The sequence below is a fragment of the Streptomyces sp. NRRL F-2580 genome (genome assembly GCF_000720115.1).
In the GTDB taxonomy this organism is placed as follows: domain Bacteria; phylum Actinomycetota; class Actinomycetes; order Streptomycetales; family Streptomycetaceae; genus Streptomyces.
This window is the reverse complement of record NZ_JOIR01000056.1, coordinates 13,463-38,038: the sequence shown is the minus strand read 5'-3', so window position 1 is coordinate 38,038 and position 24,576 is coordinate 13,463. Positions and strand designations below refer to the sequence as shown.

At 70.7% G+C, this 24,576-nt stretch carries 28 protein-coding genes and 4 pseudogenes; 14 read left to right on the top strand and 18 right to left on the bottom strand.

Annotated features, from left to right (window positions below; genetic code table 11):
* Positions 1-183: 183 nt before the first annotated feature.
* Positions 184-687, bottom strand: a pseudogene (mobF, locus tag IF88_RS0136885) (MobF family relaxase); the annotation flags it as partial.
* A gap of 705 nt (positions 688-1,392) precedes the next feature.
* Positions 1,393-3,228, bottom strand: coding sequence for a pentapeptide repeat-containing protein (locus tag IF88_RS0136875; RefSeq protein ID WP_078893376.1), 1,836 nt, complete (start codon positions 3,226-3,228; stop codon positions 1,393-1,395).
* Positions 3,229-3,317: 89 nt separating this feature from the next.
* On the opposite strand from IF88_RS0136875, the pseudogene IF88_RS46980 reads away from it, so the two are divergent.
* Positions 3,318-3,437, top strand: a pseudogene (locus tag IF88_RS46980) (AAA family ATPase); the annotation flags it as partial.
* 91 nt (positions 3,438-3,528) lie between these two features.
* On the opposite strand, the gene IF88_RS0136865 reads toward IF88_RS46980, so the two are convergent.
* Positions 3,529-4,095: a GNAT family N-acetyltransferase gene (locus IF88_RS0136865; RefSeq protein ID WP_030723068.1), complete on the bottom strand. Its 567-nt coding sequence runs from the start codon at positions 4,093-4,095 to the stop codon at positions 3,529-3,531.
* 231 nt (positions 4,096-4,326) lie between these two features.
* On the opposite strand from IF88_RS0136865, the pseudogene IF88_RS46100 reads away from it, so the two are divergent.
* Positions 4,327-4,467, top strand: a pseudogene (locus IF88_RS46100) (5,10-methylenetetrahydrofolate reductase); the annotation flags it as partial.
* Between the two features lie 87 nt (positions 4,468-4,554).
* Here IF88_RS46100 and IF88_RS0136855 read toward each other — a convergent pair.
* The gene (locus IF88_RS0136855) at positions 4,555-5,430 is read right to left on the bottom strand and encodes a LysR family transcriptional regulator (protein WP_030723066.1); all 876 of its coding nucleotides are present in this window, start codon (positions 5,428-5,430) and stop codon (positions 4,555-4,557) included.
* Between the two features lie 265 nt (positions 5,431-5,695).
* Between IF88_RS0136855 and IF88_RS0136850 the strand changes: the two genes are divergently transcribed.
* Both IF88_RS0136850 and IF88_RS0136845 read left to right on the top strand, forming a co-directional pair.
* Complete coding sequence (locus tag IF88_RS0136850) at positions 5,696-6,337, top strand: hypothetical protein (protein WP_030723062.1); 642 nt, start codon at positions 5,696-5,698, stop codon at positions 6,335-6,337.
* A gap of 55 nt (positions 6,338-6,392) precedes the next feature.
* Positions 6,393-7,346: an EamA family transporter gene (locus IF88_RS0136845; RefSeq protein ID WP_030723059.1), complete on the top strand. Its 954-nt coding sequence runs from the start codon at positions 6,393-6,395 to the stop codon at positions 7,344-7,346.
* Positions 7,347-7,425: 79 nt separating this feature from the next.
* Here IF88_RS0136845 and IF88_RS0136840 read toward each other — a convergent pair whose 3' ends face one another.
* The 4 genes from IF88_RS0136840 to IF88_RS0136825 all read right to left on the bottom strand — a co-directional run bounded on the left by IF88_RS0136840 (position 7,426) and on the right by IF88_RS0136825 (position 9,806).
* Positions 7,426-7,827 (bottom strand): hypothetical protein, encoded by a 402-nt coding sequence (locus IF88_RS0136840; protein WP_030723054.1) that lies wholly within the window; start codon positions 7,825-7,827, stop codon positions 7,426-7,428.
* 115 nt (positions 7,828-7,942) lie between these two features.
* Entirely contained in the window at positions 7,943-8,353 is a 411-nt protein-coding gene (locus tag IF88_RS0136835) for a hypothetical protein (protein WP_030723051.1), read from the bottom strand.
* Between the two features lie 146 nt (positions 8,354-8,499).
* A complete protein-coding gene (locus IF88_RS0136830) occupies positions 8,500-9,153 on the bottom strand; it encodes a hypothetical protein (RefSeq protein WP_030723049.1) in 654 nt (217 codons plus the stop codon).
* Between the two features lie 194 nt (positions 9,154-9,347).
* Entirely contained in the window at positions 9,348-9,806 is a 459-nt protein-coding gene (locus IF88_RS0136825; RefSeq protein WP_030723047.1) for an ASCH domain-containing protein, read from the bottom strand.
* 547 nt (positions 9,807-10,353) lie between these two features.
* On the opposite strand from IF88_RS0136825, the gene IF88_RS0136815 reads away from it, so the two are divergent.
* The 7 genes from IF88_RS0136815 (at position 10,354) to IF88_RS0136790 (ending at position 14,697) form a co-directional block, all read left to right on the top strand.
* The gene (locus tag IF88_RS0136815) at positions 10,354-10,581 is read left to right on the top strand and encodes a hypothetical protein (protein ID WP_030723043.1); all 228 of its coding nucleotides are present in this window, start codon (positions 10,354-10,356) and stop codon (positions 10,579-10,581) included.
* A gap of 277 nt (positions 10,582-10,858) precedes the next feature.
* On the top strand, positions 10,859-11,149 hold the full coding sequence (locus IF88_RS48740) for a helix-turn-helix domain-containing protein (protein WP_030723041.1): 291 nt from the start codon (positions 10,859-10,861) through the stop codon (positions 11,147-11,149).
* A gap of 117 nt (positions 11,150-11,266) precedes the next feature.
* A complete protein-coding gene (locus IF88_RS48735; RefSeq protein WP_234323836.1) occupies positions 11,267-11,950 on the top strand; it encodes a hypothetical protein in 684 nt (227 codons plus the stop codon).
* On the top strand, positions 11,947-12,099 hold the full coding sequence (locus tag IF88_RS48730; protein ID WP_234323835.1) for a hypothetical protein: 153 nt from the start codon (positions 11,947-11,949) through the stop codon (positions 12,097-12,099). Before IF88_RS48735 ends, IF88_RS48730 begins: the two co-directional genes overlap by 4 nt.
* 120 nt (positions 12,100-12,219) lie before the next feature.
* Positions 12,220-12,708, top strand: a complete 489-nt coding sequence (locus IF88_RS42620; RefSeq protein WP_051838212.1) for a hypothetical protein — start codon at positions 12,220-12,222, stop codon at positions 12,706-12,708.
* Between the two features lie 2 nt (positions 12,709-12,710).
* The gene (locus IF88_RS0136795; protein ID WP_051838211.1) at positions 12,711-13,745 is read left to right on the top strand and encodes an IclR family transcriptional regulator; all 1,035 of its coding nucleotides are present in this window, start codon (positions 12,711-12,713) and stop codon (positions 13,743-13,745) included.
* Between the two features lie 364 nt (positions 13,746-14,109).
* Positions 14,110-14,697: a hypothetical protein gene (locus tag IF88_RS0136790; protein WP_158754817.1), complete on the top strand. Its 588-nt coding sequence runs from the start codon at positions 14,110-14,112 to the stop codon at positions 14,695-14,697.
* Between the two features lie 110 nt (positions 14,698-14,807).
* On the opposite strand, the gene IF88_RS0136785 is transcribed toward IF88_RS0136790, so the two are convergent.
* The 3 genes from IF88_RS0136785 to IF88_RS0136775 form a co-directional block, all read right to left on the bottom strand.
* Positions 14,808-15,179, bottom strand: coding sequence for an STAS domain-containing protein (locus tag IF88_RS0136785; protein ID WP_030723031.1), 372 nt, complete (start codon positions 15,177-15,179; stop codon positions 14,808-14,810).
* Positions 15,176-16,609 carry a PP2C family protein-serine/threonine phosphatase gene (locus IF88_RS0136780; RefSeq protein WP_234323834.1) on the bottom strand — a complete coding sequence of 478 codons (1,434 nt, stop codon included), beginning with the start codon at positions 16,607-16,609 and terminating at the stop codon, positions 15,176-15,178. Before IF88_RS0136780 ends, IF88_RS0136785 begins: the two co-directional genes overlap by 4 nt.
* Before the next feature lie 459 nt (positions 16,610-17,068).
* Positions 17,069-17,590 (bottom strand): helix-turn-helix domain-containing protein, encoded by a 522-nt coding sequence (locus IF88_RS0136775; RefSeq protein WP_267884554.1) that lies wholly within the window; start codon positions 17,588-17,590, stop codon positions 17,069-17,071.
* 505 nt (positions 17,591-18,095) lie between these two features.
* On the opposite strand from IF88_RS0136775, the gene IF88_RS0136770 reads away from it, so the two are divergent.
* Positions 18,096-18,560 carry an LIC_13387 family protein gene (locus IF88_RS0136770; protein ID WP_234323833.1) on the top strand — a complete coding sequence of 155 codons (465 nt, stop codon included), beginning with the start codon at positions 18,096-18,098 and terminating at the stop codon, positions 18,558-18,560.
* An 85-nt stretch (positions 18,561-18,645) separates the two neighbouring features.
* Here IF88_RS0136770 and IF88_RS0136765 read toward each other — a convergent pair whose 3' ends face one another.
* Complete coding sequence (locus IF88_RS0136765; RefSeq protein ID WP_158754815.1) at positions 18,646-18,888, bottom strand: hypothetical protein; 243 nt, start codon at positions 18,886-18,888, stop codon at positions 18,646-18,648.
* A gap of 1,319 nt (positions 18,889-20,207) precedes the next feature.
* Positions 20,208-20,285: pseudogene (locus IF88_RS46090) on the bottom strand (fasciclin domain-containing protein); the annotation flags it as partial.
* Between the two features lie 614 nt (positions 20,286-20,899).
* Here IF88_RS46090 and IF88_RS0136750 point away from each other — a divergent pair.
* A complete protein-coding gene (locus IF88_RS0136750) occupies positions 20,900-21,649 on the top strand; it encodes a ZIP family metal transporter (protein WP_030723017.1) in 750 nt (249 codons plus the stop codon).
* Between the two features lie 210 nt (positions 21,650-21,859).
* Positions 21,860-22,216 carry an ATP-binding protein gene (locus IF88_RS0136745; protein ID WP_037808407.1) on the top strand — a complete coding sequence of 119 codons (357 nt, stop codon included), beginning with the start codon at positions 21,860-21,862 and terminating at the stop codon, positions 22,214-22,216.
* Positions 22,217-22,259: 43 nt separating this feature from the next.
* Here the strand turns inward: IF88_RS0136745 and IF88_RS41495 are convergent, their stop codons facing one another.
* The 5 genes from IF88_RS41495 to IF88_RS0136720 all read right to left on the bottom strand — a co-directional run bounded on the left by IF88_RS41495 (position 22,260) and on the right by IF88_RS0136720 (position 24,566).
* Positions 22,260-22,586 carry a GNAT family N-acetyltransferase gene (locus IF88_RS41495; protein ID WP_234323832.1) on the bottom strand — a complete coding sequence of 109 codons (327 nt, stop codon included), beginning with the start codon at positions 22,584-22,586 and terminating at the stop codon, positions 22,260-22,262.
* A 575-nt stretch (positions 22,587-23,161) separates the two neighbouring features.
* Complete coding sequence (locus tag IF88_RS0136735) at positions 23,162-23,428, bottom strand: DUF4235 domain-containing protein (protein WP_030723013.1); 267 nt, start codon at positions 23,426-23,428, stop codon at positions 23,162-23,164.
* The gene (locus tag IF88_RS0136730) at positions 23,425-23,889 is read right to left on the bottom strand and encodes a DUF3618 domain-containing protein (protein WP_030723011.1); all 465 of its coding nucleotides are present in this window, start codon (positions 23,887-23,889) and stop codon (positions 23,425-23,427) included. Before IF88_RS0136730 ends, IF88_RS0136735 begins: the two co-directional genes overlap by 4 nt.
* Positions 23,886-24,284, bottom strand: coding sequence for a phage holin family protein (locus tag IF88_RS0136725; RefSeq protein ID WP_030723008.1), 399 nt, complete (start codon positions 24,282-24,284; stop codon positions 23,886-23,888). Before IF88_RS0136725 ends, IF88_RS0136730 begins: the two co-directional genes overlap by 4 nt.
* Positions 24,285-24,371: 87 nt before the next feature.
* Positions 24,372-24,566, bottom strand: coding sequence for a YegP family protein (locus IF88_RS0136720; protein ID WP_030723005.1), 195 nt, complete (start codon positions 24,564-24,566; stop codon positions 24,372-24,374).
* Positions 24,567-24,576 lie beyond the last annotated feature (10 nt).

Sequence of the window (24,576 nt, the reverse complement as noted above, 5' to 3'; positions counted from 1 at the left end):
AGCGCGGACAACGCTTCCCACTCCAGATCCGACAGCTCATGACGACGCACCATGCGACACATGATCCCCCATCAGAACTCTTTGAAGACAGTGCCTAGTTGGACATGACCAACGTGCCTGACGACCCCTTGGGTATCGGTGAGGCATGCTCCGAACAGTGCACTTGCCTCACATGCCTGACGCTCATTTCTCACCCGAGATAACGGCCACGGTGTTCTCGTGCAGGGCCAGGGTGTGGATCGACCCCCACTTCCCGTCCAGGCGCTGCCCCTTCACGGACAGCAGCAGATGGTCATGGAGCAAGGGCATCCCGGAGCGCGCCTCGTAGTGGCGGAAACGCGCGGCGACCAGACCGCCGGGCGGCCGCACCCGGTAGACGCCGTCCTTGCCGTACCGGATCACCGCCACCTCGTCCTCGATCCACTCCAGCACCCGCCCGATCGCCCGCTCGTGCGCGGCCTCGATCACCCGCCCGGTCTCCTCATCCCCCAGCGCCCACAGCAGGTAGATCGTCGGCTGCGGCCGGAAGACGAAGTCGACGCCGGTGACCGTCACCCGCCGTCCGAGGGCGCCGGCCTTCCACGCCTTCTTCGGGGACACGCCCTTGGCGAGCAGGTCGGCCTCGATCCGGTCCGCGTACGGGTGGCGGCCCCGATCGCCGAAGAGGTTCCGCAGCTGCTGCTCGGTGACTTCCTGCCCCCGGCGTCAGTCCGAGCACGGCCAGGCCGCGGCCCATCCATCGCCCGGCCGGGACACCGGCTTGCTCCTGGGCCTCGCGCAGCGGCGTGCGTGCCGGGCTCCGCCGTCGCCGACAACGGTCTGACGCAGGTAGTAGCGGTACATCTGACCGGCCCGGACGACCCTGATACCTGCTGTCATGGAGACCACGCCACCTGGCTCTGACCTGGAAGAAAGGCCGATCAGCGGTACGTCCCGCCAGGCGGGAGCAGCGGCCGAACTTTCTTCACCGGTGCCCGTCAGGTGGGAAGCGACCCCGGGCTGGACGCGAATGTCATCGCTCTCCGGCAGCCCTCACACCACGGCCCGGACGACACCATCCGGCACCACTGAGCACCATCCAGCACCACGCAACGAACACCACCAACGAGCACCACCTACAGCAGCCCCTGGCAACCGCGGGGGGCCTCGTCGTGCTGCCCGGAGGAGACCACCGTGCCCACCTTCGAGACCCGCCCCCGCTTCACCACCCACCTCCACCACCTCACCCCCGCCCAACGCCGACGCTTCCGCCAGGCCGTCCGCGCTTATCTAGGGGTCGAGGGGTTTCTGTGCAGTTCAGGATCATGATCGGCGGTGCAGGCAGGTAAGGCACGTAGCCGGAAACGGTTCGGTCGAACCGTTCACAGGACTCCGTCAGGCCGGGTCAGGAAGTCAGCGTCTGATGCGTCCGCGGACGGCGAGGACGGCGAGGGCGAGGAGAGTGGGTTCTACGAGGCGGGAGGCCATCTCGATGTAGGTGCCGGCGGTGGTCAGGTCCTGCCCGCTGGAGCGGAATACCACCGAGTTGAGTGTGACGTTCAGGGCCTTCTCGAAGCGCTTGCCGGTGAACCTGTTCCCGGTGGGGTTCTGCGGGTCGCCCTTTTCGATCTCGAAGGTGACCTTGCCTCCGCCGGGCGGCACGGTGCCGGTCGCCTCCTGCTTCGGGTCGTCCTTCGGAAGCCCCAAGCCCATCAGCAGCACGAGAGTGATCAGCATGGCGGCCACGAGCCAGCCCAGGGCCCGCAGGGCGCGCAGGCCGTAGCCGGAGAGTATCCAGTAGGTGTGCAGCAGTCCGCGTTCGGCGGGGGAGGTTGTGATGCGGTCGTGGCGGCGCATCTCCATCTCGCCGTAGTAAAAGTCCGCCGCTCCCGGTTCGTTCTTGCTGTCCTCGAACGCCTTGCGCAGTGCCCGGTACACCGGTGCCAGCTGCGTCGGCCCGGCGTGTCCGGTGCCGGGCCCCGCCGCCTTCCAGCCTCCGGCCGCCGCTGGTTGGCTCGCGCGCCAGTGGTGTTCCTCGGCGAGGGTATGGCGCGGGGTGAACCGTGTTGGGCGCCCGTGCCGCCAGTGCGTACCGGACGGGACTGTGTCGAAGGAGCAGGCGCCTTCCAGTCGCACCTGGTCCAGGTGCACCGTCCCCGTGAACAGGCACTCCGACAGGTCGACGTCGGCGAGGACCAGATGCGCTGCGTCCACCCCGCGCAGCGAGGCCATCCGCACCATGGCGTCGGCGTCGGGCGCGCCGGCCAGGGCCTGTTCCGCCACCGGCTGTCCGTCTGGAAGTACGAAGGGGTCGGCTTCCGCGGCGATGGTGAGGGGGTACTCGAAGACCGCGTGGGCGAAGTCCACTGTGGCGTAGCGCAGTCGCACCTCGGCCGTGGAAATCCAGCGGGTCCGCCGGCACTCCAGACGGTTCGTGGCGAACGAGAGAGTCGTGGGGCCGTTGAACACCGCCCCGGACAACCCCACTCCTCCGGCGCACACCAGCGGCCCGAGGCTGACCCACCGCTCGAAAACCGCCGACTCGAACTTGGCATCGCTATGGAAAACCGCTGACTCGAACCCGGCGTCGCCCTGGAAGGTCGCCGACCCGAACCAGGTGTAGCCCTCGAAGGTCGCCGACCTGAACCCGACGTCGCCCTGGAAGGTCGCCGACCTGAACCCGACGTAGTCCTGGAAGGTCGCCGACCCGAACTCAGCGTAGCCCTGGAAGGTCGCCGACTCGAACCCGGTGTTGCCCTGGAAGGTCGCCCACCTGAACCCGACGTCGCCCTGGAAGGTCGCCGACCCGAACTCGGCGTAGTCCTGGAAGGTCGCCGACCTGAACTCGGCGTCGCCCTGGAAGGTCGCCGACCTGAACCTGGTGTAGCCCTGGAAGGTCGCCGACTCAAACCCGGCGTCGCCCGCGAAGGTCGCCGACCCGAACCAGGCGTCTCCCGCGAAGGTCGCCGAATCGAACTGGGCGGCGCCGAGGAGTGCGTGTCCGGTGGCGGGATCGCGAAGAGCGTTGAGGAGAGCGTCGAGAAGGGGTTCGGTGAAGGGGGTGCCGCGGTGGTCGATGTCGGTGCCGGGGGTCAGGCCGGCCAGGTAGGCATCGCGGTCGGCGTCGGCCAGGTGGGCGAGGCACGCGGTGTGGCCGGGGACGCGGATGCCGCGGCAACCAACGGGGTCGGCAGCAGGGTCTGCGCCGTGTGCGCAGTGCGGCCAGGTTGGCGATATGGCTGTGCTCATGGTGCGGCGGCTCCACGGTGTCAGGTGCCCGTATGGACGCTGGACGGGAACGGTTCAGGCCTGACCGTAACGGGCAGCATCGCCGCCATCTCTGCGCGGCCGTCGTCGACCGTCTCACCTTCAACGGCACCATCAGCGAGACCGGTACCGACTCCTACCGCCTCGCCAGCACCCGAGCTCGCGCCGAGGAGGCAGCCAAGGCCGGTTGATCTCTGTCGCTGCCTGCCTTGACGGCCCGCCGCCCTCCGGGCGGCGGGGCGTCAACGGGAACCTAAACAAAACCTGCTCGGCTGGCCGCGTTCAGCGTGCTGTTGTCCGCGTGTTCCATTGATCCGCAGTCATCCGCCATACGACGTCGATCCCCACTTCGCCAGGAGCGACGGGCCCTTCCGGTGCTTGTGAGCGTTCGATCTCGGTGAAGCCCAAGCGGCGGGCGACGGCTCCGCTGGCCGGGTTGGCAGCATCGTGATGGATCTCCAGGTGGTCGACGCCTGTCATTCGGAAGCCCTGACGGACAAGAGCCGCCGTGGCCATCGTGGCCAGACCCCGTCCAGTCGACTGAGGGTGAAGCCAGTAGCCGATGTCGAGGCCGCCCGCACCGATGCGGCGATTGAGGCTGCAACTGCCGATCACCGCCGCGTCAGACGTGATCGCATAGTGGAAGCCTTGTCTGGCCTCCCACTCTTCCTGGCTCCAGGTGAGGAAGTCGACGGTTGGCTGTCTGCCATGGCCGGCTGCCCACGGCATCCATGGCATCAGATGGTCCAGAGACTCACAGATCGCCTGTTCAAGGGCGTCGAGATCGCTCATGCGCCACCGGTGCAGTTCAACCAGGTCAGAACTGAGATTTTCGGCAGGCTCTTCCATGCGCCAGATGCTCTCGCAGCTGAGCGGGTGCCGACAGCGAATTATTAGCTGCCCATGGCTCAAGCAGCCACGATCGCGACTCGTCAGCCGATAGTGCCGCCGTTTCTCATGAACATCCGCAGAAGCCCGGGCCCTCCCTCGCCTCCCAAACTGGTGGACAAACGCTGCCACTCAAGTGAACAAAGCCAGGGCGTTCGCCGCCGCCGTTCGGGCAGGGGTCGACCACGCCGTGCCATGGCCGAGCGGCTGCTCGCCGAAGGCTCTCCCGGCCTGCACTACATCACGCTCAACCGGTCTACCGCGACCTCGGAGATCCACCGCGCGCTGCTCGGCTCCGGCCTGGCCGAACGCGCCCTGGCGGCCCGGGCCTGAGCCCCTGCCGTAACGGTCATTGACGAGCCGGGGGCGGCCGCCACCCGATACGGGCGGGGGCCGCCCCCGGCTCGTCCGCGCGCCCGCTCACGCCTCCTCGATGCCCAGCAGCTCCAGGAAGGCAGCGGCCGCCGGTGTACGGCTCTCCCGGCCCCAGATCACGTACTCAGCGCGGGCCGGTGCGTCCGTGACCTCGATCGTGGCCATCCCGGCCAGGCCCGCGACGTACGCGGGCGGAAGCAGGGCCATGCCCAGGCCCGCGCCGACCAGACGGGCCAGGTAGTCCGCGTTGGTCACCTCGAAGGCGACCTCGCGGGTGAGGCCGGCGGCGGTGAATGCCTGATCGGACTGGGCCCGGCCGGCGGTCTTCGCCGGGAGATCCACGAACACCTCGGAGGACAGCCGCCGGAGGTCGACCGAGGTCTCGCCGGCGAGCGGGTGGTCCGGGGAGACCACGGCGACCAGCCTCTCCCGGGCCAGCTCCCGGGCCTCGACGCCCTGGGGGCGGGCCGTGACCGGAATGCCGAGGAAGGCCACCTCGATCTCGCCCTCCCTGACCCGCTCGACGAGCTCGTCGCTCGCTCCCACGCTGAGACTGATCCGGGCCTTCGGATGACGCTGGTGAAAGTCCTTGAGGACGTTGGGAATGTCCACGGCGGCGACGGTGGGGATCAGCCCCACCGCGAGGCGTCCACGCACCTCCCCGACCGCCGCCGCGACTTCGGCGGCGGCCCGCTCCGCCGCGTCCAGGCACTGGCGGGCGGCGGGAAGGAAGGCAGCGCCCGCCGGGGTCAACCGGACCCGGCGGCTAGTGCGTTCGAAGAGCCTCGCACCCAGTTCCTTCTCCAGGCGCGCGATCTGGTGGCTGAGCGCGGACTGAACCACCAGGCAGCGTTGGGCAGCCCTCGTGAAGCTGTTCGTCTCGGCCACGGCGATCACGTACCGCATCTGCTGGAGCTCCATGGATCTATCGTGATACGAGATCCATCACGTGACAAGCATGTGTTGGACTCATCGATACCCCCGGTCCGACACTGGTGACAACGCACACGGCAGCAACGCCCTCGGGCCAACTCCACCGGGCGGGCCCTCGATTCGAGGCCCCTCCGGCATGCCCGGGAGCCGCGCTTCCGCTGCCCCTCCCCTACCTCCCGCACCTGGGCGCACACCGCCGAGGCATGCCCCGGCGCGCCCTCGCGCCCGTGACACGGAAAGACGAGCGACCGCCATGAGCACCGCGCCACCGCGTACCGAGACGACCGTCGCCGACATCTGGGTGGACCCCCGCTGCCCCTGGGCGTGGATCACCTCACGCTGGATGCTGGAAGTGGAGCAGGTCCGGCCGCTGGAGACTCGTTTCCACATCATGAGCCTGTCGGTCCTCAACCAGGGCCGCGAGGTCCCGGAGAAGTACCGTCAGGGCATGATCGACGGCTGGGCCTGCGTACGCGTGTGCGTCGCGGCACAGCACCGGTTCGGCAACGAGGTGCTGCGCCCCCTCTACAACGCCATGGGCCGTCTGATCCATCACGAGAAGGCCGGGCTCGGCCATGACATGATCCACGCCGCCCTGGAGGAGGCGGGTCTGCCCGCCGACCTGATCGAGGCTGCGGAGGACACGTCCTGGGACGAGCCGTTGCGGGCCGAGCACCACGAGGGGATGGACCCGGTCGGTTCCGAGGTCGGCACTCCGGTGATCCACGTGCCCGGACCCGACGGCAAGCCGCTGGCGTTCTTCGGCCCCGTGCTCACCCCCGCGCCCCGTGGCGAAGCCGCCGGAACGCTCTGGGACGGCGTGCTTGCCGTGGCGAGCACCGACGGCTTCTTCGAGGTGAAGCGCGGCCGGGACCGCGACCCGATCTTCGACTGAGCCGGCCGGACGGGCCCGCGCGAAGCACGGTGATTCCCAAGGGATTTGAGGCAAGATGAAGAGCAGACAGAACGGACTCACCGCAGCCCTGACCGGCCTGGCTCCGGCCATCTGGGGCAGCACCTACCTGATAACCACCGAGCTGCTGCCACCGGACCGGCCGCTCCTGGCGACCACCATGCGGGCCCTGCCGGGCGGCCTGTTCCTGCTGGCCCTCGGCCGGAAGCTTCCTGCCGGCATCTGGTGGTGGCGCGCGCTGGTACTGGGCGTTCTCAACATCGGCGCCTTCAATTTCCTGCTCTTCGTCGCGGCCTACCGGCTTCCGGGCGGCATCGCCGCCATGATCATGTCGGCACAGCCCATGTTCGTCGTGATCCTCGCCGTCCTCTTCCTCGGCGACAGGATCAGAGGAGTCCACGCCCTGGCCTGCGCGACGGGCGCCGGGGGCGTGGTGTTGCTCGTCTTCAAGGGCGCGGCATCCCTGGACACCGTCGGAGTTCTCGCCGCGGTCGGCGGAGCCCTGTGCATGGCCTCGGGCATCACCCTGACCAAACGGTGGGGACGGCCGGAGGGCGTCAGCCTGCTCACGTTCACCGGGTGGCAACTCACGGCGGGCGGCCTGGTCCTGCTGCCGTTCTGGCTGTCGTTGGAAGGCCTGCCCGACGGTCTCACGGGATCCAACGTCATCGGGTTCGCCTACCTCATCACCCTGGGCGCGGTCCTGAGCTACATCATCTGGTTCCGGGGCATCGAACGCCTGCCGGCCGTGGCGGTCTCCTTCCTCGCGCTGGGCAGCCCGGTCGTGGCGACCATGCTGGGCTACCTCGTCAAGGACCAGACGCTGTCCGTCCTGCAGATCGTCGGGGTGGTCGTCATCTTCCTGGCGATCGTGCTCGGCCAGCCGCGCCCACCCAGACCGAAGCCCGAGGAGACCCCCTCGGCTCCGACCCGCACCACCGACTCGCGCCTCCCCGACCACCCCGCTCTGGAACAGGACCGCAGCGGATAACGGCGGGCATGGGTCTCCTCGCGGTTCGGGGTGGTGAGTTCGGCGCCGGGTGGCTGCCACTGCCGCCCGGCCGGGTGGGTCAGAAGGTGCAGAACCGGCGTGCGACCGGCGGGATGTTGCTGCGGCGACGCCGGCTGAGCTGCCAGGTCACCTGGCGGCCGCACCGGGCAGCGTCGGCGGCCGCGCCGAGCGGCGTGAGGGAGCCGTCAACGAGGGTTTCGAGGTAGGTGCCGTCGGCTGCGTGCAGGTGCGCGGACCAGGATTCGCGATGGTCGGGCGCGGGCCTGTCGGCCCGTTCGCCGGCGTACATCAGGACGTGCAAGACGCCGTAGGCGGCGTCCTCGTCGTCCGGGGCACCCGGGTCGGCGGCCGTGATCAGGAAGGTCATGCCGCCCTCGGTGCCGGGGAAGGCGTGGCGGCCGCGGACGGCCAGTTCGGCGCGCAGCAGGTCGCCTTCGGTGGGTGCGCTCTGATGGGTCATTTCGCTCGTTCGATTCGGGAGGCCGGCCCCTGACCGCGTGGGACGGCCTGGGGTGCTGACCGTGGAGGTGGAGGGCCGGTGCCCCGGTCTGGGGTGGACCGGGGCACCGGGGCGGTCAGCGGCCGGCCTGGTGGTCCTCGTCGGCGGGCAGGGGTTCCCAGGCCAGGGAGCGCGCGGTCTTGCGGGACCGACCGTCGACGGCGCCGGTCACACCGTCCCGGTACGCGGGGGCGCCCGTCGTCCGTACTTCCACCGCTTCGACCGTGCCGGTCTGGCCGCTGGCCACGTGCCGGACCCGCTCGCCGACGGTGCGGACCAGGTCCGATTCCCGCAGACGCCGCGCGCCGAGCCGATGTCCCGCCTGCTGGACCAGGCGGCCCGCGCGGGTGGCGAGGGCGGCCGCGAAGGCGGCGTCGGAGTCGGGAGCCTCGACCCTCAGGAAGCAGCGGCCCTCGGGCAGGCCGGTGTGGGTGATGGTCCAGGTGTCGGTGACCGCGCCCCGGGCCTGCTCGGCTGCGGCGCCCATGCTTGGCCGCGGCATCCAGGGTCGGCAAGTGCCAGACGACAGGGACGGGTGGTCACCGGGCTCGACGATCCAGCCTTCGGTGCGCTCGAACAGCTCCTTCGCGACGCTCAGCGCGACCAGGGGCGGCCGCCCGTCTGCACTGGTGGTCAGCCTGCCGCCCTCGACCCAGCCGACGGCCAGGCGGCCGCTGGTGCCGTCCGACGGACCCAGTAGCCGGCCACCTCGCCGAGGTCGTCGGGGCCGGTGATGTCGGCGAGCGGCTGTCCGGACAGGGCGGTCACCGCGGCGGCGGCCGCCGGGTGTTCGGCGTCCTCGGGCAGTACGCCCGTACCGGCCGCCGGAGCGGTCTCGGCCGGGCCGCCGGCGGGCGGCGGAACGTGGACGGCGTTCCAGGAGCCCGGGCCGTATTCGGTGAGCTTGACGAGGCCTGCGGCGTGCAGGCTCCGGACGGCGGTGAGGTTGTGCCGGTAGCCGGAGCCGATCGCGCCGTCGCGCTTGACGACGGCGTACACGCGCCGCTGCGGGTCGGTCAGCGCGTCCTCGGCGCGCTTGCGGCTCTCCTGGGCGTTCAGGTAGTCGGCGCGCTCCCGGGCGCCGGTCTCGGTCTGCCAGCCGCCCGAGACGACCAGTCCGCCGGTGTTGACGACGTCAAAGCCTCCGCCCGCAGCCGGGCGGACGGTGTAGAGGGCGAGCGGTTCGCGTTCGGCGGCCGGGGCCGGCTGGGCAGCGGCGGGCGGAAGACGGGCCGTCAGGAAACGGGGCGGGCCGGAACGGCATCCGCCAACGTTAGGCCACGCCATTGGGCCCGCGCGGCGTGACGAACCCCGCTGCAGCGCGGGGCCGGCCGACACGGCCGCGGCGGCACTCGCCGCGGCCCTGGCCGCCTACGGAACGGAGACGTACGCCAGGGACCTCGCCTCCGGGGGTGTCTCTGCCGGCCCGACCCCGGCAGCAGAGCTCCAGGTGGCCAGCGCCCTCTGGAATAGGAGCATGCTCAATGGGCGGGGCGAAGGTCGGTAATGAGGCGGAAGCGTTGCAGAACCACCAGCGTCGCGTCGTTCACGGTGAACTCGGGGTCCTCCAACGCGACACGCATTTCTTCGCTGTGCCAGAACTGTTCGTGCCCCGCTCGCCATTGGGCCACGCTGGTGTCCCCCTCCCCTTCGTCCACGACGTGCGCGAGGTCCACCTGTGCCAGCGGGACGACGCGCACTTCGGTCACCTCGATGATCGCGACCGGACGTTCGTCCGAGTCGATGACCACCGAACGGCTCCCGACTTCCGGCAGGGGTTCGCCCTCGTGCTCGTAGTCGACGACGAGCGTTGTCGTAGAGGTCTTGGAACCGTCAAGGATCGCCCCGACGAGCCGGTCGCGCAGTGGACCAGGGAAGGCGAACTCCGCCCTGTCCATGGAGGCGAAGTCGGCGGGGCGTGAGGCGGGGTCAGACGACATGGGATCACAGTAACGACACATTCCACACAAAGCCGACAGGCGTGGGGCGTGACACGGTAAGGGCAACACAAGCATTTGCGCCCCGCTCGCCGTCCGGCCGTCAGGACCTGCGGTCGGGGCAGCAGGTCATCGCGAACCCGATACGAGCTCAAAGAGTGCATCGCAACCCTGCTTACCGGGTCGGCAGAAGTACGAGGATCTCGCCGTGCCGCCGGCCGTGACGGACGGGCTGAAAGCCGGACTGTTGGGTGAGGGAGCCGGGGTCCGGCCCTGTCGTCCGCAAACCCGAGGAGCGGCAGCGCGCCGGCCGGGAGCCGATTCGCATGTACGGCTACGCGGTGACCATGAACCCGGGCTGCTTTTCAGCCAGCGAAGGCGAAGACGCGCAGTCGGGTCTCGACGCCCTGACGCAGATGGGCGGCTGACCCGCCCGGTCCGCTCCAATGGCGTTGAACGAGCTGGCCCGTGGCGTACCGATGCTGCGGGACGCCCAGACCGTGCAATAGCCCCTGGCCGGCCTCCAGCCGGATGTCGAAAGGAACTCCGCATGCCCTCGAACACGAACGTGCCCCGCCGGGACCGCGACGGCCAGGAGCTGGTCATGGCGGTTCTGTTCCTGGCCCTGACGTTGGGCCTGCTGATTACGGCTTCTGCTGTCTACCTTGTCCTGGTCCATCCGTCAGTGGCTGAGCCGGTGGCTGTGGGCGCGGCCGTGCTCGGCGCGCTGACCGGCGTTGGCGGCATCGTTGGCCGCGTGCTCACGCGTGGGCGGTGACCCCCAGGCCGGGGACAGTGGGCAGTTGCTGGTGTCCGCGGTCGGGTTCGACGGGGTGGAGGCGCTCTCGGCGTCGTGTGTCAGGGGGCTGTGGTGGCCGGCGCAGGGTCCAGCCGCCCAAGGTCCTCGGTGTCCTCGGGTGAGGCGCGCGGGTTGGCCAGCAGCGATTGGTGAGGGCCATGGGTGCGGCGTCGCCGATCAGACGGTGGCGTGTCCGCGGGCGGACGGTGCGGGGGTACCGTCCGGGTTGTGGAGTCCGGAACGGAGAGGTGAGGTCATGGCCCAAGCCCCTGACACCGGTATCGGTGCGCGCGTACGTGTGGCCCGGATCGCGGCGGGTCTGACGCATGGAGAGATGGCCGGGCTGGTTGGCCGGTCCGAACGGTGGGCCGAGGATGTGGAGGCTGGGCGGCTCCCGCTGGACCGGTACTCGCTGATCTCGACGGTGGCGGCGGTGTGCGAGGTGGATGTGGTGTGGCTGCTTGGGCAGCCGTACCGGCTGCGCCGTGGGCAGGGTTCGGCTGTACCGCACATCCCTGCGATGCGGGCGGCGCTGCGCCGGTCCTAGCTGATCCTGTCCGGGCATCCGGGGCTCGTACCGTCCACGCCGGCCGCCGATGCGCAGCGGGTTCGAGAGCGAGCCGCTGCGACGAACCGTCACCGGCAGGGCGCGAATCTGCCGGCGGTGGCCGAGCTGCTGCCCGCGCTGCTGGAGGACTTGAACACCACGATCCTGTTGCACGAGCGGGGTACGGCGGAACGGGACGCCGCCCTGCGGCTGCTGGTGGACGCGGCCAGGAACGCGCGGCAGACGCTGAACCAGACGGGGCTGCCCGATCTGGCGTGGGTCGCGGCGGAGGTTGCGGCTGGAGCGGCAACGCAGCTGGACGATCCGATCGTGAAGGCAGCGGTGGCGTGGGACCGTTGTGGGGCGCTGCTCCACCAGGGTTCTGCGCGGGAGACGCAGGCGATCGCGGACGCGGCGCTGCGGGATCTGGAGCCGCTGTCGGCGACTGGGGACACCGACGCCCTCGTGCTGGAGGGGGCGCTGGTGCTGCGACAGGTGATCGCCTGTGCTCGCGCCGGGGACGCGGATGGGGCGTGGGGGCAGGCGAGGCGGGCGCTGGATGTCTCGGGCCGTCTGCCGGCGGGACACCACGATCTGCGATGGCAGACCGTGTTCTCAAGGGCCAACGTGCTGGTGCACACGACCGAGGCCGGGGTCGAGGTCGATGCGCCGGACACCGGGCTCGCGTTCGTGGACGGGGTGGACGTGCCATCGATGCCGAGCCGGAGCGGATCACCCACTACCGGATCGACGAGGCACGGGCGATGCATCGTATGGGGCGGTGGGCTGAGGCGGTGGTGACGCTGAGGCAGGCGGCGCAGCGGGCGCCGCACTATGTGCACGCGCACCCCATGGCGCGCGAACTGGTCGGGGACCTGGTGCGGCGGGGGGTTCCGTCGCAGGCGGCGGCCCTGTCGGGGCTGGTGCGAGGAATGGAACTGGTGTCCTGAGCCGGTTACGCATATGCCAGTTGGGCGGCCTACAGAATTCCTGTGGGTCGCCCTTCTGCTTCGGCGGCACTCTCGTGTCGTGACCATCACCTACGGTTCCGAAGCGGACACGGGGGCGACATGAGCGACATCCTGCATGTCCTGCACAGCCGCGACACCATCGAGTGCGCCACGGCCTACGAACGGCTCGGCTGGCCCGTGGCCATCGGGCACCGCCACCGAACGGGCTCGGGCTGCACCTGCCAGGACACCGGCTCGAAGCCGCCCTGTGTCACCCCGGGCGCCCACCCGCTGGAGGCGGCCGTCAGGCCGCTGGCGCGCGGTCAGCTGGCCGCCGCGTTCGAGTCCGCACCCGGGGCCGGCGTCATCGTCCCGTGTACGAACTGGGATGCGCTGGTCGTCGCCCACCCCATCGGCATGGCCGTCATGGTCCGCGTCGACGCCGTCCGTCTCCACGTGCCGTGCCTGGCCTCCAGCCACACCACCGCGACACTGCTGGTGGCCCCCGGGACGGGCGAACTCCTCGTCGACTGCCCGCAGGTGGAGGTCCGTTCCGGGCCGAGCGCCTGGGTCGCACTGCCTCCGTCGTACGAGGTGCGCCGCGGTTGACGGTGGCGGCGCGGCAGGTGCCCGGGCATGGGTCGGCGCCGGCGCAGTGGAAGGCGGTGGAGCGGGCGTTGCGGATCCTGCACGTGCTGCACGGCTCCTCCGTGACGCTGAGTCCGGCGCAGTTGTCGAAGCGGGCTCGGCTGTCGAAGGGCGTGGTGGAGCGGCTGCTGCCGTGGCTGTGCCAGCGCGGTATGGCCGACGGGCTGCCTGATGGCGGGTATGCGCCGGGCCCGGATTTGCTGGCTTTGGCGCAGCCGTCGGGTGGTGCGGCCGAGAGCGCGCTGCAGCGGACGCTGGCCACGCTGCGGGACGCGGTGGGTGCTGCGGTCTACGTCAGCAGCTACACCGACGGCAAGGTGCACATCTCGCGGCTCTCCGACGGCCCCCAGGCCCCCCGCGTGTACGAGTGGGTCGACTTCCGGTTCGCCGGGCATGCCAGCGCGGTCGGCAAGAGTCTGTTGCAGCAGTTGCCGTTCGAGGCCCGCATGGACCACCTCGCCCGCCGTCACCCCGTACGCCTGACCCCGCGGACTATCACCGACCCCGCGCGCCTGTTCGACAGCATCGACCACAACGGTCCCCGCTCGGTGCAGTTCGACTGGCAGGAGTACTCCCCGCGCGAGGTGTGCGTGGCGGTGCCCCTGAGCTTCGGTCAGGCCGAAGCCCTCGCGTTGTCCCTGCCTGCCTCGCAGCGTCACCGTCTCAAGGAAGCCGCCGAGACTCTCACCGACCAGTCCGCCACCGTTCTGCTCAGCCTCCTCCTCAGTGGCAGCCCGCCCGTCGAACCCGTCCCGCCCCGGCACGGGGAGATCGCGGTCGTCCCACCCACCGACGGACTGCTCCTCACACGAGCGGCCGCGATCACCGTGCGGACCGGACCGGCACCCAACCGGCCCGAAGCCGCACACCCCACCCGCCCACCCCAGCCATCTATCGCCAGCACGCCGGCCCTGGACTGGTCCGACATGGTCGACGACCTCAACGACCACGGCGTCCCCCTCACCCCCACTGCCGACACGTACGCAGCCGCCCTGTGACCAGCCCCTGTCACAGGTCTCGGCCTCCCGATGCGAGCGGCGGCCGGGAGCGGGCGAACGGTCATCCGCTGCAACCGCCAGGAGGTCCCCGATGCCGGGAACGGAGAAGAGCAACAACGACACGGTGCGGGCGCCGCCCAGTGTGCTGGTCGAGCAGCCGGGGCCTGGCCGCTGGAGAGGCGTCCCCGGCCGGCGTCCGTACAGACATCACGGGCGTAGAAGCACCCGGGGCCGCGACGCCCCCGTCGCGCCCGTACCGCTTTCGGTGGATCCAGGTACGCGGGCACCCGGGTCGCGGCAGCCTGGACGTCGTGGACCGGCCGATGGGCCGGCCCGATCGGGCGCTGGCGGGAAGGGGTTGGTCGTGGTGGACAGAGTGCTCAAGGCGTTGGGGGCCGCGCACAAGGGGTCGGTGGAGGTGCTGCTGGACGACGGCGCCGAGCCGGGCCCGGTCTACTTCGACGTGGGCAGCGGGGCAGACGTGCCGTCGTCGCGCGAGTGGCACGCCTACGACGGCCGACACGGCCGGCCGCGGGCCGCGGTCCTGCGGGGCAGCTGCTCGTGCGGCTGGCGAGGCGCGGCCGAGTACCCGCTCGACTGGACCAGCCTCGCCCACGACGAGCCCCTCTACGAGGCGGAGGTCGACCTGTCGGGGCCGATCGCGGACTACGAAGCGCACCTGTCGGTCATCCGCGACACGGCCGTCCCGCTCCCCGAAGATCTCACCGGGCTCCTCACCGAACTCGTCCGCCGGCTCGACGGCCTGACCGCCAAGGAGCCGCTGGTCGTGTTGAAGGCCCTCGCCGACCTGCGGTACGTCATCGCCCAGACCGGCCAAGACGCGGCCTACGAACTCGCCGCCCGGGATGTGCCGATCGCGGAGGTGGCGACCGCGCTCGGCACGAGCAAAGCCGCGGCCCGTACCTACCTCAACGACTGCCTCCCCCTCTGACCCCCGCCACCCGGCATCGTGCACCGCCCGTCCGGCGCCACCGACAAGGGACGGTGCCATCCCTTACGGCTGCGGTGGCCGCCTTTTCCCGACGGCCACCGCGGGAGAGGTTACGCGGTGGCCGTGTCCTGGCCGCGGGTGTGCGCGACGAGGGCGTGGGCGGCGGTGGGGTGGGCGGGCAGCAGGGCACTCAGGCCGGTGAGGTCCAGCAGCCGCGCAAGGCGGTCGGGGACGGCGGCAAGGACCAGGGTGCCGTCAGCGGTCTTGGCGCAGCGGAAGATGCCGACGAGGGCGTTGAAGCCGGAGGAGTCGCAGAAGGTGACGGCCCCGAGGTCCAGGATCAGGTGGCGGTGACCTTGTTCGATCAGGGCCAGTGCCTGGGTGCGCAGGCGGGGGGCGGTGGCTATGTCGAGCTCCCCGGCGACGTGGGCCAGGGCCAGGTCGCCGTCGGTGTGCTGTGCGGTGAGGCTGAATTCGGTCACGGTCGGCTCTCCGACGTCTCGCCTGCGGGGGCGATGGTGTGGGCGGTGGCGGTCGCGGTGAGGCCGTCTGTGTCTTCGGCGAGGGGGACGGACAGGGCCAGCAGGGCGACGTCGTCACCGGCACCATGGGGCATGGCGTCGAGGAGGTCGACGGTGTCCTCTATGACCTCCGCCGCACTGACGGGCCCGGTGCGCGCGGCGAGGAAACGGGTCAGGCCCTCTTCTCCGATCATGTCTCCGCCCAGGGTGCGGGCCTCGGTCAGCCCGTCGGTGTACAGGAGCAGTCCTTCACCCGGGGCGAGGTGGACGGTGAGGGAGGCGAAGTGTGCGCCATCGATGGCGCCGATGAGCATGCCTCCCTTGGGCTGCACCGCTTCTACCGCTCCGGAGTCGCGCAGGTGGTAGGCCGGGGGGTGCCCGCCGGTGGCCACCGTGACGGTGAACCCTTCCTTCTCGTGCGGTTCGAGGACGCCGAAGACGGCGGTGCAGAACCGGCTGCCGATGGCGGGGTCGAGGAGCAACGCCGTGTTCAGCGAGGTGAGGACGACGTCGGGGTCGGGGTCGATCAGGGCCGCGGCGCGCAGCGTGTAGCGGGTCAAGGAGGTCAGGGAGGCGGCTTCGGGACCCTTGCCGCACACATCTCCGAGGAAGAACGCCCACCTCTTCCCGCCGAGGGGGAAGACGTCGTAGAAGTCACCGCCCACGTTCTGCGGGGACGCCGTGGCGTAATGGCAGGCCAGCTCCAGCCCGGGCACCACCGGAAGCGCCGGCGGCAGCAGAGTGCGCTGCAGGGTGGAGGCGAACGCCTCGATGGCGCTCTTGTCCCGCTCGGCGCGCTGCCGGGCCTCCTCCTGCTCGATGCGCCGCTCCTGCTCGGTGCGCAGGGCGTTCAAGGCGGCCAGGCGCATCTCCAGCTCGTCGAGCACGATCGCGGCCAGGTCCGCGAGGGTGGCGGTGTCGTCTTCGGTGATCAGGCGGGGCTTGGTGTCGAGGATGTTGACGGTGCCCAGCCGGTGCCCGTCGCCGGTGATGATCGGCGCGGCGGCGTAGAAGCGGACGCCCATCGGCCCGGTGACCAGGCCGTTGTTGAAGGCGACGGGGTCGGTGAGTGTGTCCGGGATCACCAGTGTTTCGTCGGTGAGGATCGCCGAGCCGCACAGGCCCGGCTCCCGGCCGATCTCGCTGACGCCTTCCAGGCCGTGGGCGGCCTTGAACCAGATCCGGTCCTCGTCCACGATCGTCACGCTCGCCACCGGCACCTTGAACAGCCGGGCCGCCATCGCCGCGACGCGGTCGAACGCGCCGTCCGGAGGGGTGTCGAGGATGTCGTAGCGGCGCACCGCGTCCATCCGGGCCGCTTCTTCCACGGCACTGAGCGTCTGCCGCCCCGGCTTGCCCGCCGGGCTGGTCGCGGGTCCCGCTTGCGGCATCGTCTGCCTCTCCTTGCCGCGCCGGCCTGGGTGCCGACGACGGCGGCAGCCTAGACCAGCCTCTCAATGTCAAGAAAACCGATCCGCAGTAACCGTGCCCTGCACATCCGTCGGGTAGACGATCCGTTTGGCAGACGTGGCCCAGCCTTCGCTCCGTCCCCGCACGTGGCACCCGTCGGCACCCGGAACGGATGATGGCCGGGGGCGGCCCTCGTACGGCCGCGGCCCTTCCCCCGCTATGTTTTCCGCGGCCCTGCGTGGAACGGCATCTGCGGGCAGGCCGCCTCACGTGTCCGTCGCACCGGGGCCGTGCTCGCGCCGTGGGGCCACGGCCCACGACCCGGAACGTCCCCCACCCCACCACCATCGCCCGGCGACGTCCTCACGCGTCGGCGGCTGGCTGCTCCCGGTTCACGGCTGGCAAGTGCGGGGGCCGCCATGGGCGTCACTCGGCGGTTCTCAGGCCAGCGCGGCCTCGAGGTCGCGGTGCCGTGTGATCCGGTCGAAGGCCTGTGCCCAGCGCTCGGCTGTACGGTCGGGGAGACCGCAGGCGATCAGGAAGGCGATGCACTGCTGGCGGCTGGCCGGCAGCGCCTCCCGGTTCACGATGCGCGCGGCCGAGCTGACCGGCAGCAGGTAGCTGCCGCCGGCCCGTTCCTGGAGCTGCCGCAGGGGCGGGGCGCCGGCCGCCTCGTAGAAGTACTCCATCGCCTCGCCCAGATCGCCGAACGTGGTCGCGAGCTCCGGCGCGCGGGGCCGACGCAGCTGCTTCAGACACCCCCTCTCGGCAATCCGGGCCTTGAGCCACGCCGGGCGGAGACCGACCGGAAGGGTGCCGCACGCCGAGGCGAACTCCCTGGCCGTCTCCCAGGACGGCACCGCCTGGCCCGAGCCCGCACGCTTGAGCGTGGCCAGCGACAGGCCGGCTCTCACCGCCAGCTCGTCGTACGTCAGCCCGGCCCCGGTCCGCAGCGCGCGCAGCGCCTCGGCCAGCGGCGCGGGAGGGGACCGTGTGGTCCGCGGGAAGTTCAGGACGTCCCATGCCGAGGCCCCTTCTACCGGTCGCCGCCACCTTGCCGCGGCCTCCCGGCGTCACGGTGACCACGATCAGCGCGCTGATCCCGGCGACGTCGGCCAGGAGCGGGAAGATCTCCGTTGGCGCCGCGCGACGCCGTCGAGGACGATCCGCTCGGACTCCGACCACTCCCCCGCCAGGCGGTCCCGTTGGCGCCGCCTTCGTCGATCGCCTCAGCAGCCGCGGCAACCGCTCCCGGTCCGCGCCCGCGGGCAGCGGGCCGGGCCCAGCGGGGCCCGGGAGGCGCAGGGCACCCAGCACCACCCCGAGGAGAGCGTCCTGGACACATCCGCTCCTCCAACAACCACCCCGGAATCAGCAGTGCGCGGTTCGCGCCTCTACATGTGTAGAGTGCGGGCACTATCCTCTACTGCTGTAGAGGGCGGCCTCGTTCGACTTCAAGGAGCCACGGTGAGCGCGACCGTCACACCCGTCATCGAGCGCAAGCCCCAGCCCAAGCCGCTGCGACCCTTCAGAGTCGGGGCCGGCGGCTTCCTCCTGCTGGGCACGGGCCACCTCGCCCTTGCGGCCGCGACGGCGCTGGGCGACCCCACCCCCCAGCAGCAAGCCTCCTCGGCAGCCATGCGGGAGTCGAGCATGACCCTGCTCGGTCTGGAACGCAGCACCCTCGACATCGTCCAGGGCATGAGCCTCGTCATGGCCCTGTTCGTCATCGCGTGCGGGCTCCTCGCCCTCACCGCCGTCCGGCACGCCCCGGAACTGGTCGAACGGCGCACCGCCTTCGGATGGATCCCCCTGGTCGCCTCACTGGTGGGCCTGGCGATATCCGTCCTGCTCCTGCCCATGCCGCCAATCGTCGTCCTCGCCGTCACCAGCTGCGCCTTCGCCCTGTCCCTGCACCGGGCGACGCCCTGATCCGGTCACGGCGGGGCGTGCGGCGCACGCCCCGCCAGTCGGCCCGGCCACCCCGCCACACCGGCCGGGCAACCGGGTGCACCACCTAGACGTCCCGTACGAGCACGTAGAGCCGCAAGGGGCGTTCCTGCTCGGGCGGTGACTGTCCGACCAGCGCGGAGCCCACCGGGCCGAGACCATGCCCGGCGAACGAGCTGCCGAGCTGAAATATCTGGGGATCGTCTAGGACACCGCCGACGTCGGCTTCGAGACCAACCTCGGCGCAGCGCGGGTCTACCACGCCCTCCACGGGACCCTCGCAGCCCCACAGGGCGCCACCATCCTGCATCGCGATCGGGCAGTACCTCACGAACATCCGCCGCCCCGGCTGACTCGGCAAAGACCCCGAACGGGCGCAGCAGCGGGCCGCCGCGCTCGCCGCCATCGACCCCGACTGGAACCCGGGAACGCTGGGGTGGACCGTCAACTGGCAGCGGCACTACGTAAAGACGACTACGGCGTCCGGGCCGCGCGCGGGCGGTACGGCGTTCCAGAAGGGCTTGGAGGCCCTCGCGCAGTACATCGCGCGGGAGGGGGGCTGCCGGGGCGGGCCGTCGTCGAACGGCTGTCCGGCGGTGAGCACCGCACCGGCATCTGCTACGCCAACCAGAAAGCCCGCCGCGACCGACTCGACCACGCCCAGCGCGCCGCACTCGCCCAACTCGGCATCGACTGGGCGCGGTAGGCGGTTTGGGGCGGCTGACAGGGCTGAGAGTGGGAACGATGGATCCCAAGCTGCTCGGTCATCTCGACCAGGAGCGCGGCCAGCCGTTCGGGCAGCGGCACGGCACCATCGCGGACAACGGACAGGTGCGCAGTCCAGTCCGCGAGCGGTCCCGCGAGGTCGACGTCCGCTTCGTGCGTCGTAGCTGTACGGTGCGCGGCTCCGCCCTTTACCACCTGCGCCGGCCGCCGCGCCGCAGGGGCCGACTGGCGGGTGGGACCTGTTGGGCCAGGTGCGTCAGTGACGCGTGCCGCAGCGGAGCCGGCGACCAGGCAAAGCGGGGCCCCGGCTTCCGGTCTTCGGGCGCTCCCCCGGACGGGATGGTGGCCAAGGCCGTGTTTGCGGGTAGGGGATCCGGGGCGGCTCCCGTACGCCGGGGCTTGGGAATCCCGGGCGGTGAACTTGCCGCGCTTGCGGAAAGTAGCCAGGAGGGTCCGCACATCGGCGATGAACTCACCGTCCTGCTCGGGGCGGTCGGCGAGGCCGATGTCGGCGGGGTCCCACCCGGCTTGCCGCAGAAGTGTCCGGGCGTCCTCATGTCCCCACCGGGCAGCACTCACCACGATGGTGACGGCCTGGGGCGCGGAGTCCGGGCCCGACTGCCGCCACAAGGTCACCGCCAGGCGGAACGCCGCACCGGGGTGGCTGTCCTCGCACGCCTGGCCTGAGCCAGTTCCGCTGCCCCGCCAGGTGATCACACGGAGGCTGATCCAGCTCTCTGCCCCCGGTTTCTTCCGACAGCGTGAGCCATTGGTTAGACCTGTGCCGGCATGAGGGTCAGCTGTCGCGGACCCGTCTGCCGTGCGGGGTCGGGCAGGCCCGTGGGCCGGATTCCCAAAGGATTCCGACCACGAGGCGTTGCCTACCATCACACCACGGTGCTGCTACTTGGGCATGAGGACGGTGTCGACGATGTAGACGTTGGCGTTGGCGGTCTTGACGTTGCCGCAGACCACGCTCGAACGGACCTGTCCGCCCAAGGCAGTAACAGGGCTCACTCCCTGCCCCGCCGTCTGGACGGCTGTCGGCTGAGCTGCTTCTACAGGCCATACGCCGACTGCAGGGTGTATCGGAGTGTCGCTGTACGTTGCTTTTCGGCTCAAGTGCTCCGGAGGAGACCAGGCATCACGTACGGGAATCGACTGGTCGCGCCAGGGGTCGCGCTTTCTCTCGCGCAGGCGTAACCAGCCGCGCTCCATCCTTCAACCACGTCTGAAAATGCGCTCGGGACTGACCCCCGTCACGTGCCGAACGGCTGGGGCTGGACGTGGTGCCGGGCATCACCCGGCCCTGTCGGCGGCGTACTCGGGTGACCCCAATCGGGCACCCCGCCCACAGAGGCAGGGAAACCGACCGGGGAAGACCGGAGACCCGGGCGGGTGTGCATCCGTCCATTCAACGACTCTCGCCAAGAACGGTTCCGCAGAGCGGGCGGCGCCTGCCGCTTCCCCTATAAGCAGGCTCACCCGCGGCGCCCGAACCATGGTCTTCGCCGGTCCGGGGCGACGAAGTCCGGTGCGGTGCGCTCTTGTCGGGTAGGAGCGGCGCATATGTCAGCAAAGAGAGCGGGGCGGCTGTGAGTGGTGCGTTGACGGCGGGAGGGTGGGGCCTTTTCGCGGGGGCGGCTCTGCTGGTGGGCGCGGCTATCGGCTCGCTGATTCGCGTCCCGCCGCGACTGATCGCGCTGGTGATGGCGTTCGGCAGCGGCGTACTGATGGCCGCGGTCTCCTTCGAGCTGATCGCCGAAGCCTACGAGCGGTCGGGGATCTGGCCGGTGGTGGCGGGAGCGGTCGGCGGCGCGGCCGTGTACTCGGGCGCCAATGCGCTGCTGGCACTCCGCGGTGCGCAGCACCGCAAGCGCTCGGGGGAAGAGCAGCCTTCCGAGGAGGAGGCGCCCGGGTCGGGCAACGCCATCGCGTTGGGGGCGCTTCTCGACGGGATCCCGGAGTCCGTGGTGATCGGGACGAGCCTGCTGGGTGGCGGCCATCTGGGAGCCGCGACGGTGGGGGCGGTGTTCATCAGCAACATTCCCGAGGGGCTGGCCAGTTCCGCAGGGATGAGGAGCGCCGGACGCAGCCGGGGCTACGTGTTCGCCTTGTGGGGAAGTATCGCCGTGGTCAGCGGGCTGGCCGCTCTGGCCGGGTACGCGCTGCTCGGAGGTGCTTCCGAAGCGGCGATGGCCGTGATCACCGCCGTGGCCGGTGGGGCGATCCTGGCGATGATCGCCGACACGATGATCCCCGAGGCTTACAGCAAGGTGCACCTGCTGACGGGACTGGTGACCGTGGTGGGGTTCCTGTCCGCGTTCGCGCTGTCTCACCTGTAGCCGCGGGAGGCCGGGCGGGCTCGTCAGCCACGAGCCGCCTCACGCCTCCATCTACGTTGCGGCCGCGGATAAGGACGTAGGTCTCTCTTTCTCTTCCGCGGGCCTGAGTGCGCTTCTGGTCGGCGGGGGCGGGCAGGTGCCGTGTATGGAGCTCGCCGGACGCAGGGAGGGATCACGCCACCACCCCTACTTGATCGCGACCTGCCTCGTATGGATGAGGCGGCGGCGGCACGCGAAGCGACCCGCGCCTTTCTCCGGCAGGCTGCCCACGCCCGGCCGCCTGCGGGGCCGGCCAGCGCCGACATCGTGCTGCTGGTGGTCAGCGAGCTGGTCAGCAACGCGATCCGCCATACCGACGGTCCCTGCACCCTCCACCTGGCCCTCCAGGGCGAGAGCGTCGATGTCCGAGTGACCGACACCAGTCCCCACCCTCCCGAGCCCCGCGCGCCGCACACGGAGGGAACGGGCGGCTGGGGGTGGCTGCTGGTCGACCAGCTCACCACCAACGTGCACATCGAGCCGGCGCCCGGCGGTGGCAAAACCATCTGCGCCCGCATCCCCTGGTAGAAGATCACAGGCGGAACCGCTGGCCGCCGACCTGGGCCGGCGGTCACAGAGCGGTCGGCACCGTAGGCGAGAGCGGCTGGCGGGTGTGCGGGCACAGGCCGGCCGTAGACGTTGTCGGGACGCGCATGCGGCGCAGGAGATCGCGCGTGGCGCGCAGGTTCAGGGTGCTGCGCCAGCTCACACCCGGGTGGCGGGAGCTCAGATGGGACAGCGCTCGGGTCCCCAGGCCGGTGTCGCGGAAACGCTCCTCAAGAGCCACGCCGGTGATGACGCCCTCGGCGCATTCGGGGCAGATCCGGTAGTGGACCTGGCCGACGACCTTGCGGATGTGGACCAGGAGCAGGCATTCCCTCGCCCGGGCTGCTGTCACCTGGGATGCGGGAGGACAGGAACTCGATCGACCGGTAGGCGGGGATCCGGCGCCTCAGGCGGCCGGTGAACCTGCCACGGCGGGAGTGCTTGGCGCCGTCCTGCTCGGGTGCCGTGTCTGGGGCGTTGGAGGCGGGGCCGAACAGAGTGCTCGTAGGACGCGCATGTTGTCCGTGCATGAGAGCGCGTGTACCCAGTCATGCGCCGCCGCGGACCCCTCCCGGCTAAGGATCGGGGAGTGGTGCCCCTTCGCTACGGCTTGAAATGGGTGTTGTTTTCGGCTGCGGCGGGGTCGAGGAGTGCAGCGTGCAGCTCTTCCACACGCGCGTGAGCGGTGTGGGCGCTGGTGGAGCAGGGCGGCGTCCGGCGCCAGGGTGCCCTCGCAGCGCTGGCCCCCTGATCCGGGGTGCCTGCACGACGACGCGTCCACCATCGGGCTGCCACAAGTGCACCGGTAAGAGCGGCAGCGGTGAGGGCGTGGAGCCCTGGGTGCGCGGCCACGGATTCCTCCCCACTCACGGTCTACAGGGACGACGGCGCCGGCCGCAGAGGCCGGCGCCGCCTCTATCTGCCTTGTCAGCCGGGCCAGGTTCCCGTCAGGCGTCTGACAATGGTGGCGCCTGCCCGGTCGACGGACGCTTTGACGACGGCGAAGATAGCGCCCTGGAGGGCGGCGGCCAGGAGGATCTCCTGCCAGGAACGGTCCTCGTCGGTGGCGTCGGGGGCGTCGTCGTCGTGCCCGATCGTTTTCCACGCCTGCTTGAACGCCGCTCCGGCGAGCATGCCGCTGACGGCGCCCAGTGCCAGGCCGACCGGCTTGTAGGCGACCTTCGATGCCTTCACCGGCACCGCCGGCTGCGTCGGATGAGCAGGAAGACAACGAGCGCGGCGGCCGCGGCGAGCAGCGGGGTGCGCTTCGCCCGCGCCATACTCACGGCCTGACCGGCCTTCTCGCGTACGGGGTCGGGGGTCTTCTCGGCCGCGAGTTGCCCGGCGCGGAACGCCGTCTCGCGGACCTGCGCTACGGTCGCGGCCGCCTTGTCGAGGACCGGGTCGGGGGTCTTGTCCTTCACCATCTGCTTGGCCTGTTCCGCCCTGCCGCGGACCTGGTCGGTGAGGTGCGCGGCTTTCTGCCCGGCTTGCTCCTTGACCGCGGCGGCCTGCTCCTGCGCCCGGGCCTTGACGTCGGCTTTGGCTGCCAGGGCCTCGACGGTCTGGCCCAGCTCCTCGCGGCTGTGCTCGACCTGCTGCCGCAGCTCCTCGGGAGTGGGAGCGGACTCGCTGCCGTGGGGCTTGTCGCTCATCGCTGGGTCTTCTCCTTGATCTCGGCCACATCGGCCTTGACGCTGTCGATGGTCTGCTCAGGAACCGGCGGCCCGGCCTTGGCGATCTTTTTCTTGCCGGCCAGGGCCATGACGGCGGCGACCGCAGCCAGCACGGCGGCGACGATGAGAGCCGAAGCCCACACCGGGAGCAGCAGCGCCACGGCGGCGATCACGGCCCCCGTCAGGGCCTGCGCGGCCAGGAAACCGGTCAGGCCGGCGCCGCCGAACAGCCCGCCGCCCACCCCGAACCGCTTGCCCTTCTCGGTCATCTCCGCCCGGGCCAGCTGCATCTCCTCGCGCACCAGCTCCGAGATCTGCTGAGACGCGCGGGTCACCAGCGCCCCCACCGAGTCATCGGCGTTTTGTGTCTTCACCCTGTACTCCCAGTACTGCCCTATTGCACTGACCGTGATGGCTGCACGATGGCGGCCACCGACGCCGCAGGGGCGTCGCCACGCCGCTCAGCTGCCTTGGTTGGTCCCGGTGGTGTCCTGGATGGGGGCGTCGGCGTTGCGTTTGACCGAGTCGATGCCGTTCAGGCAGGAACGATGCGTCTCGTAGTGCTCGCTGGTCGCGATGACCTGCCCGTTGGTCGCGATGAGAACGAAGTGATAGCCCTTGGCCGGCTGGTGCCGGACCTCGAAGCGAGCCGCCATGACAGATCCT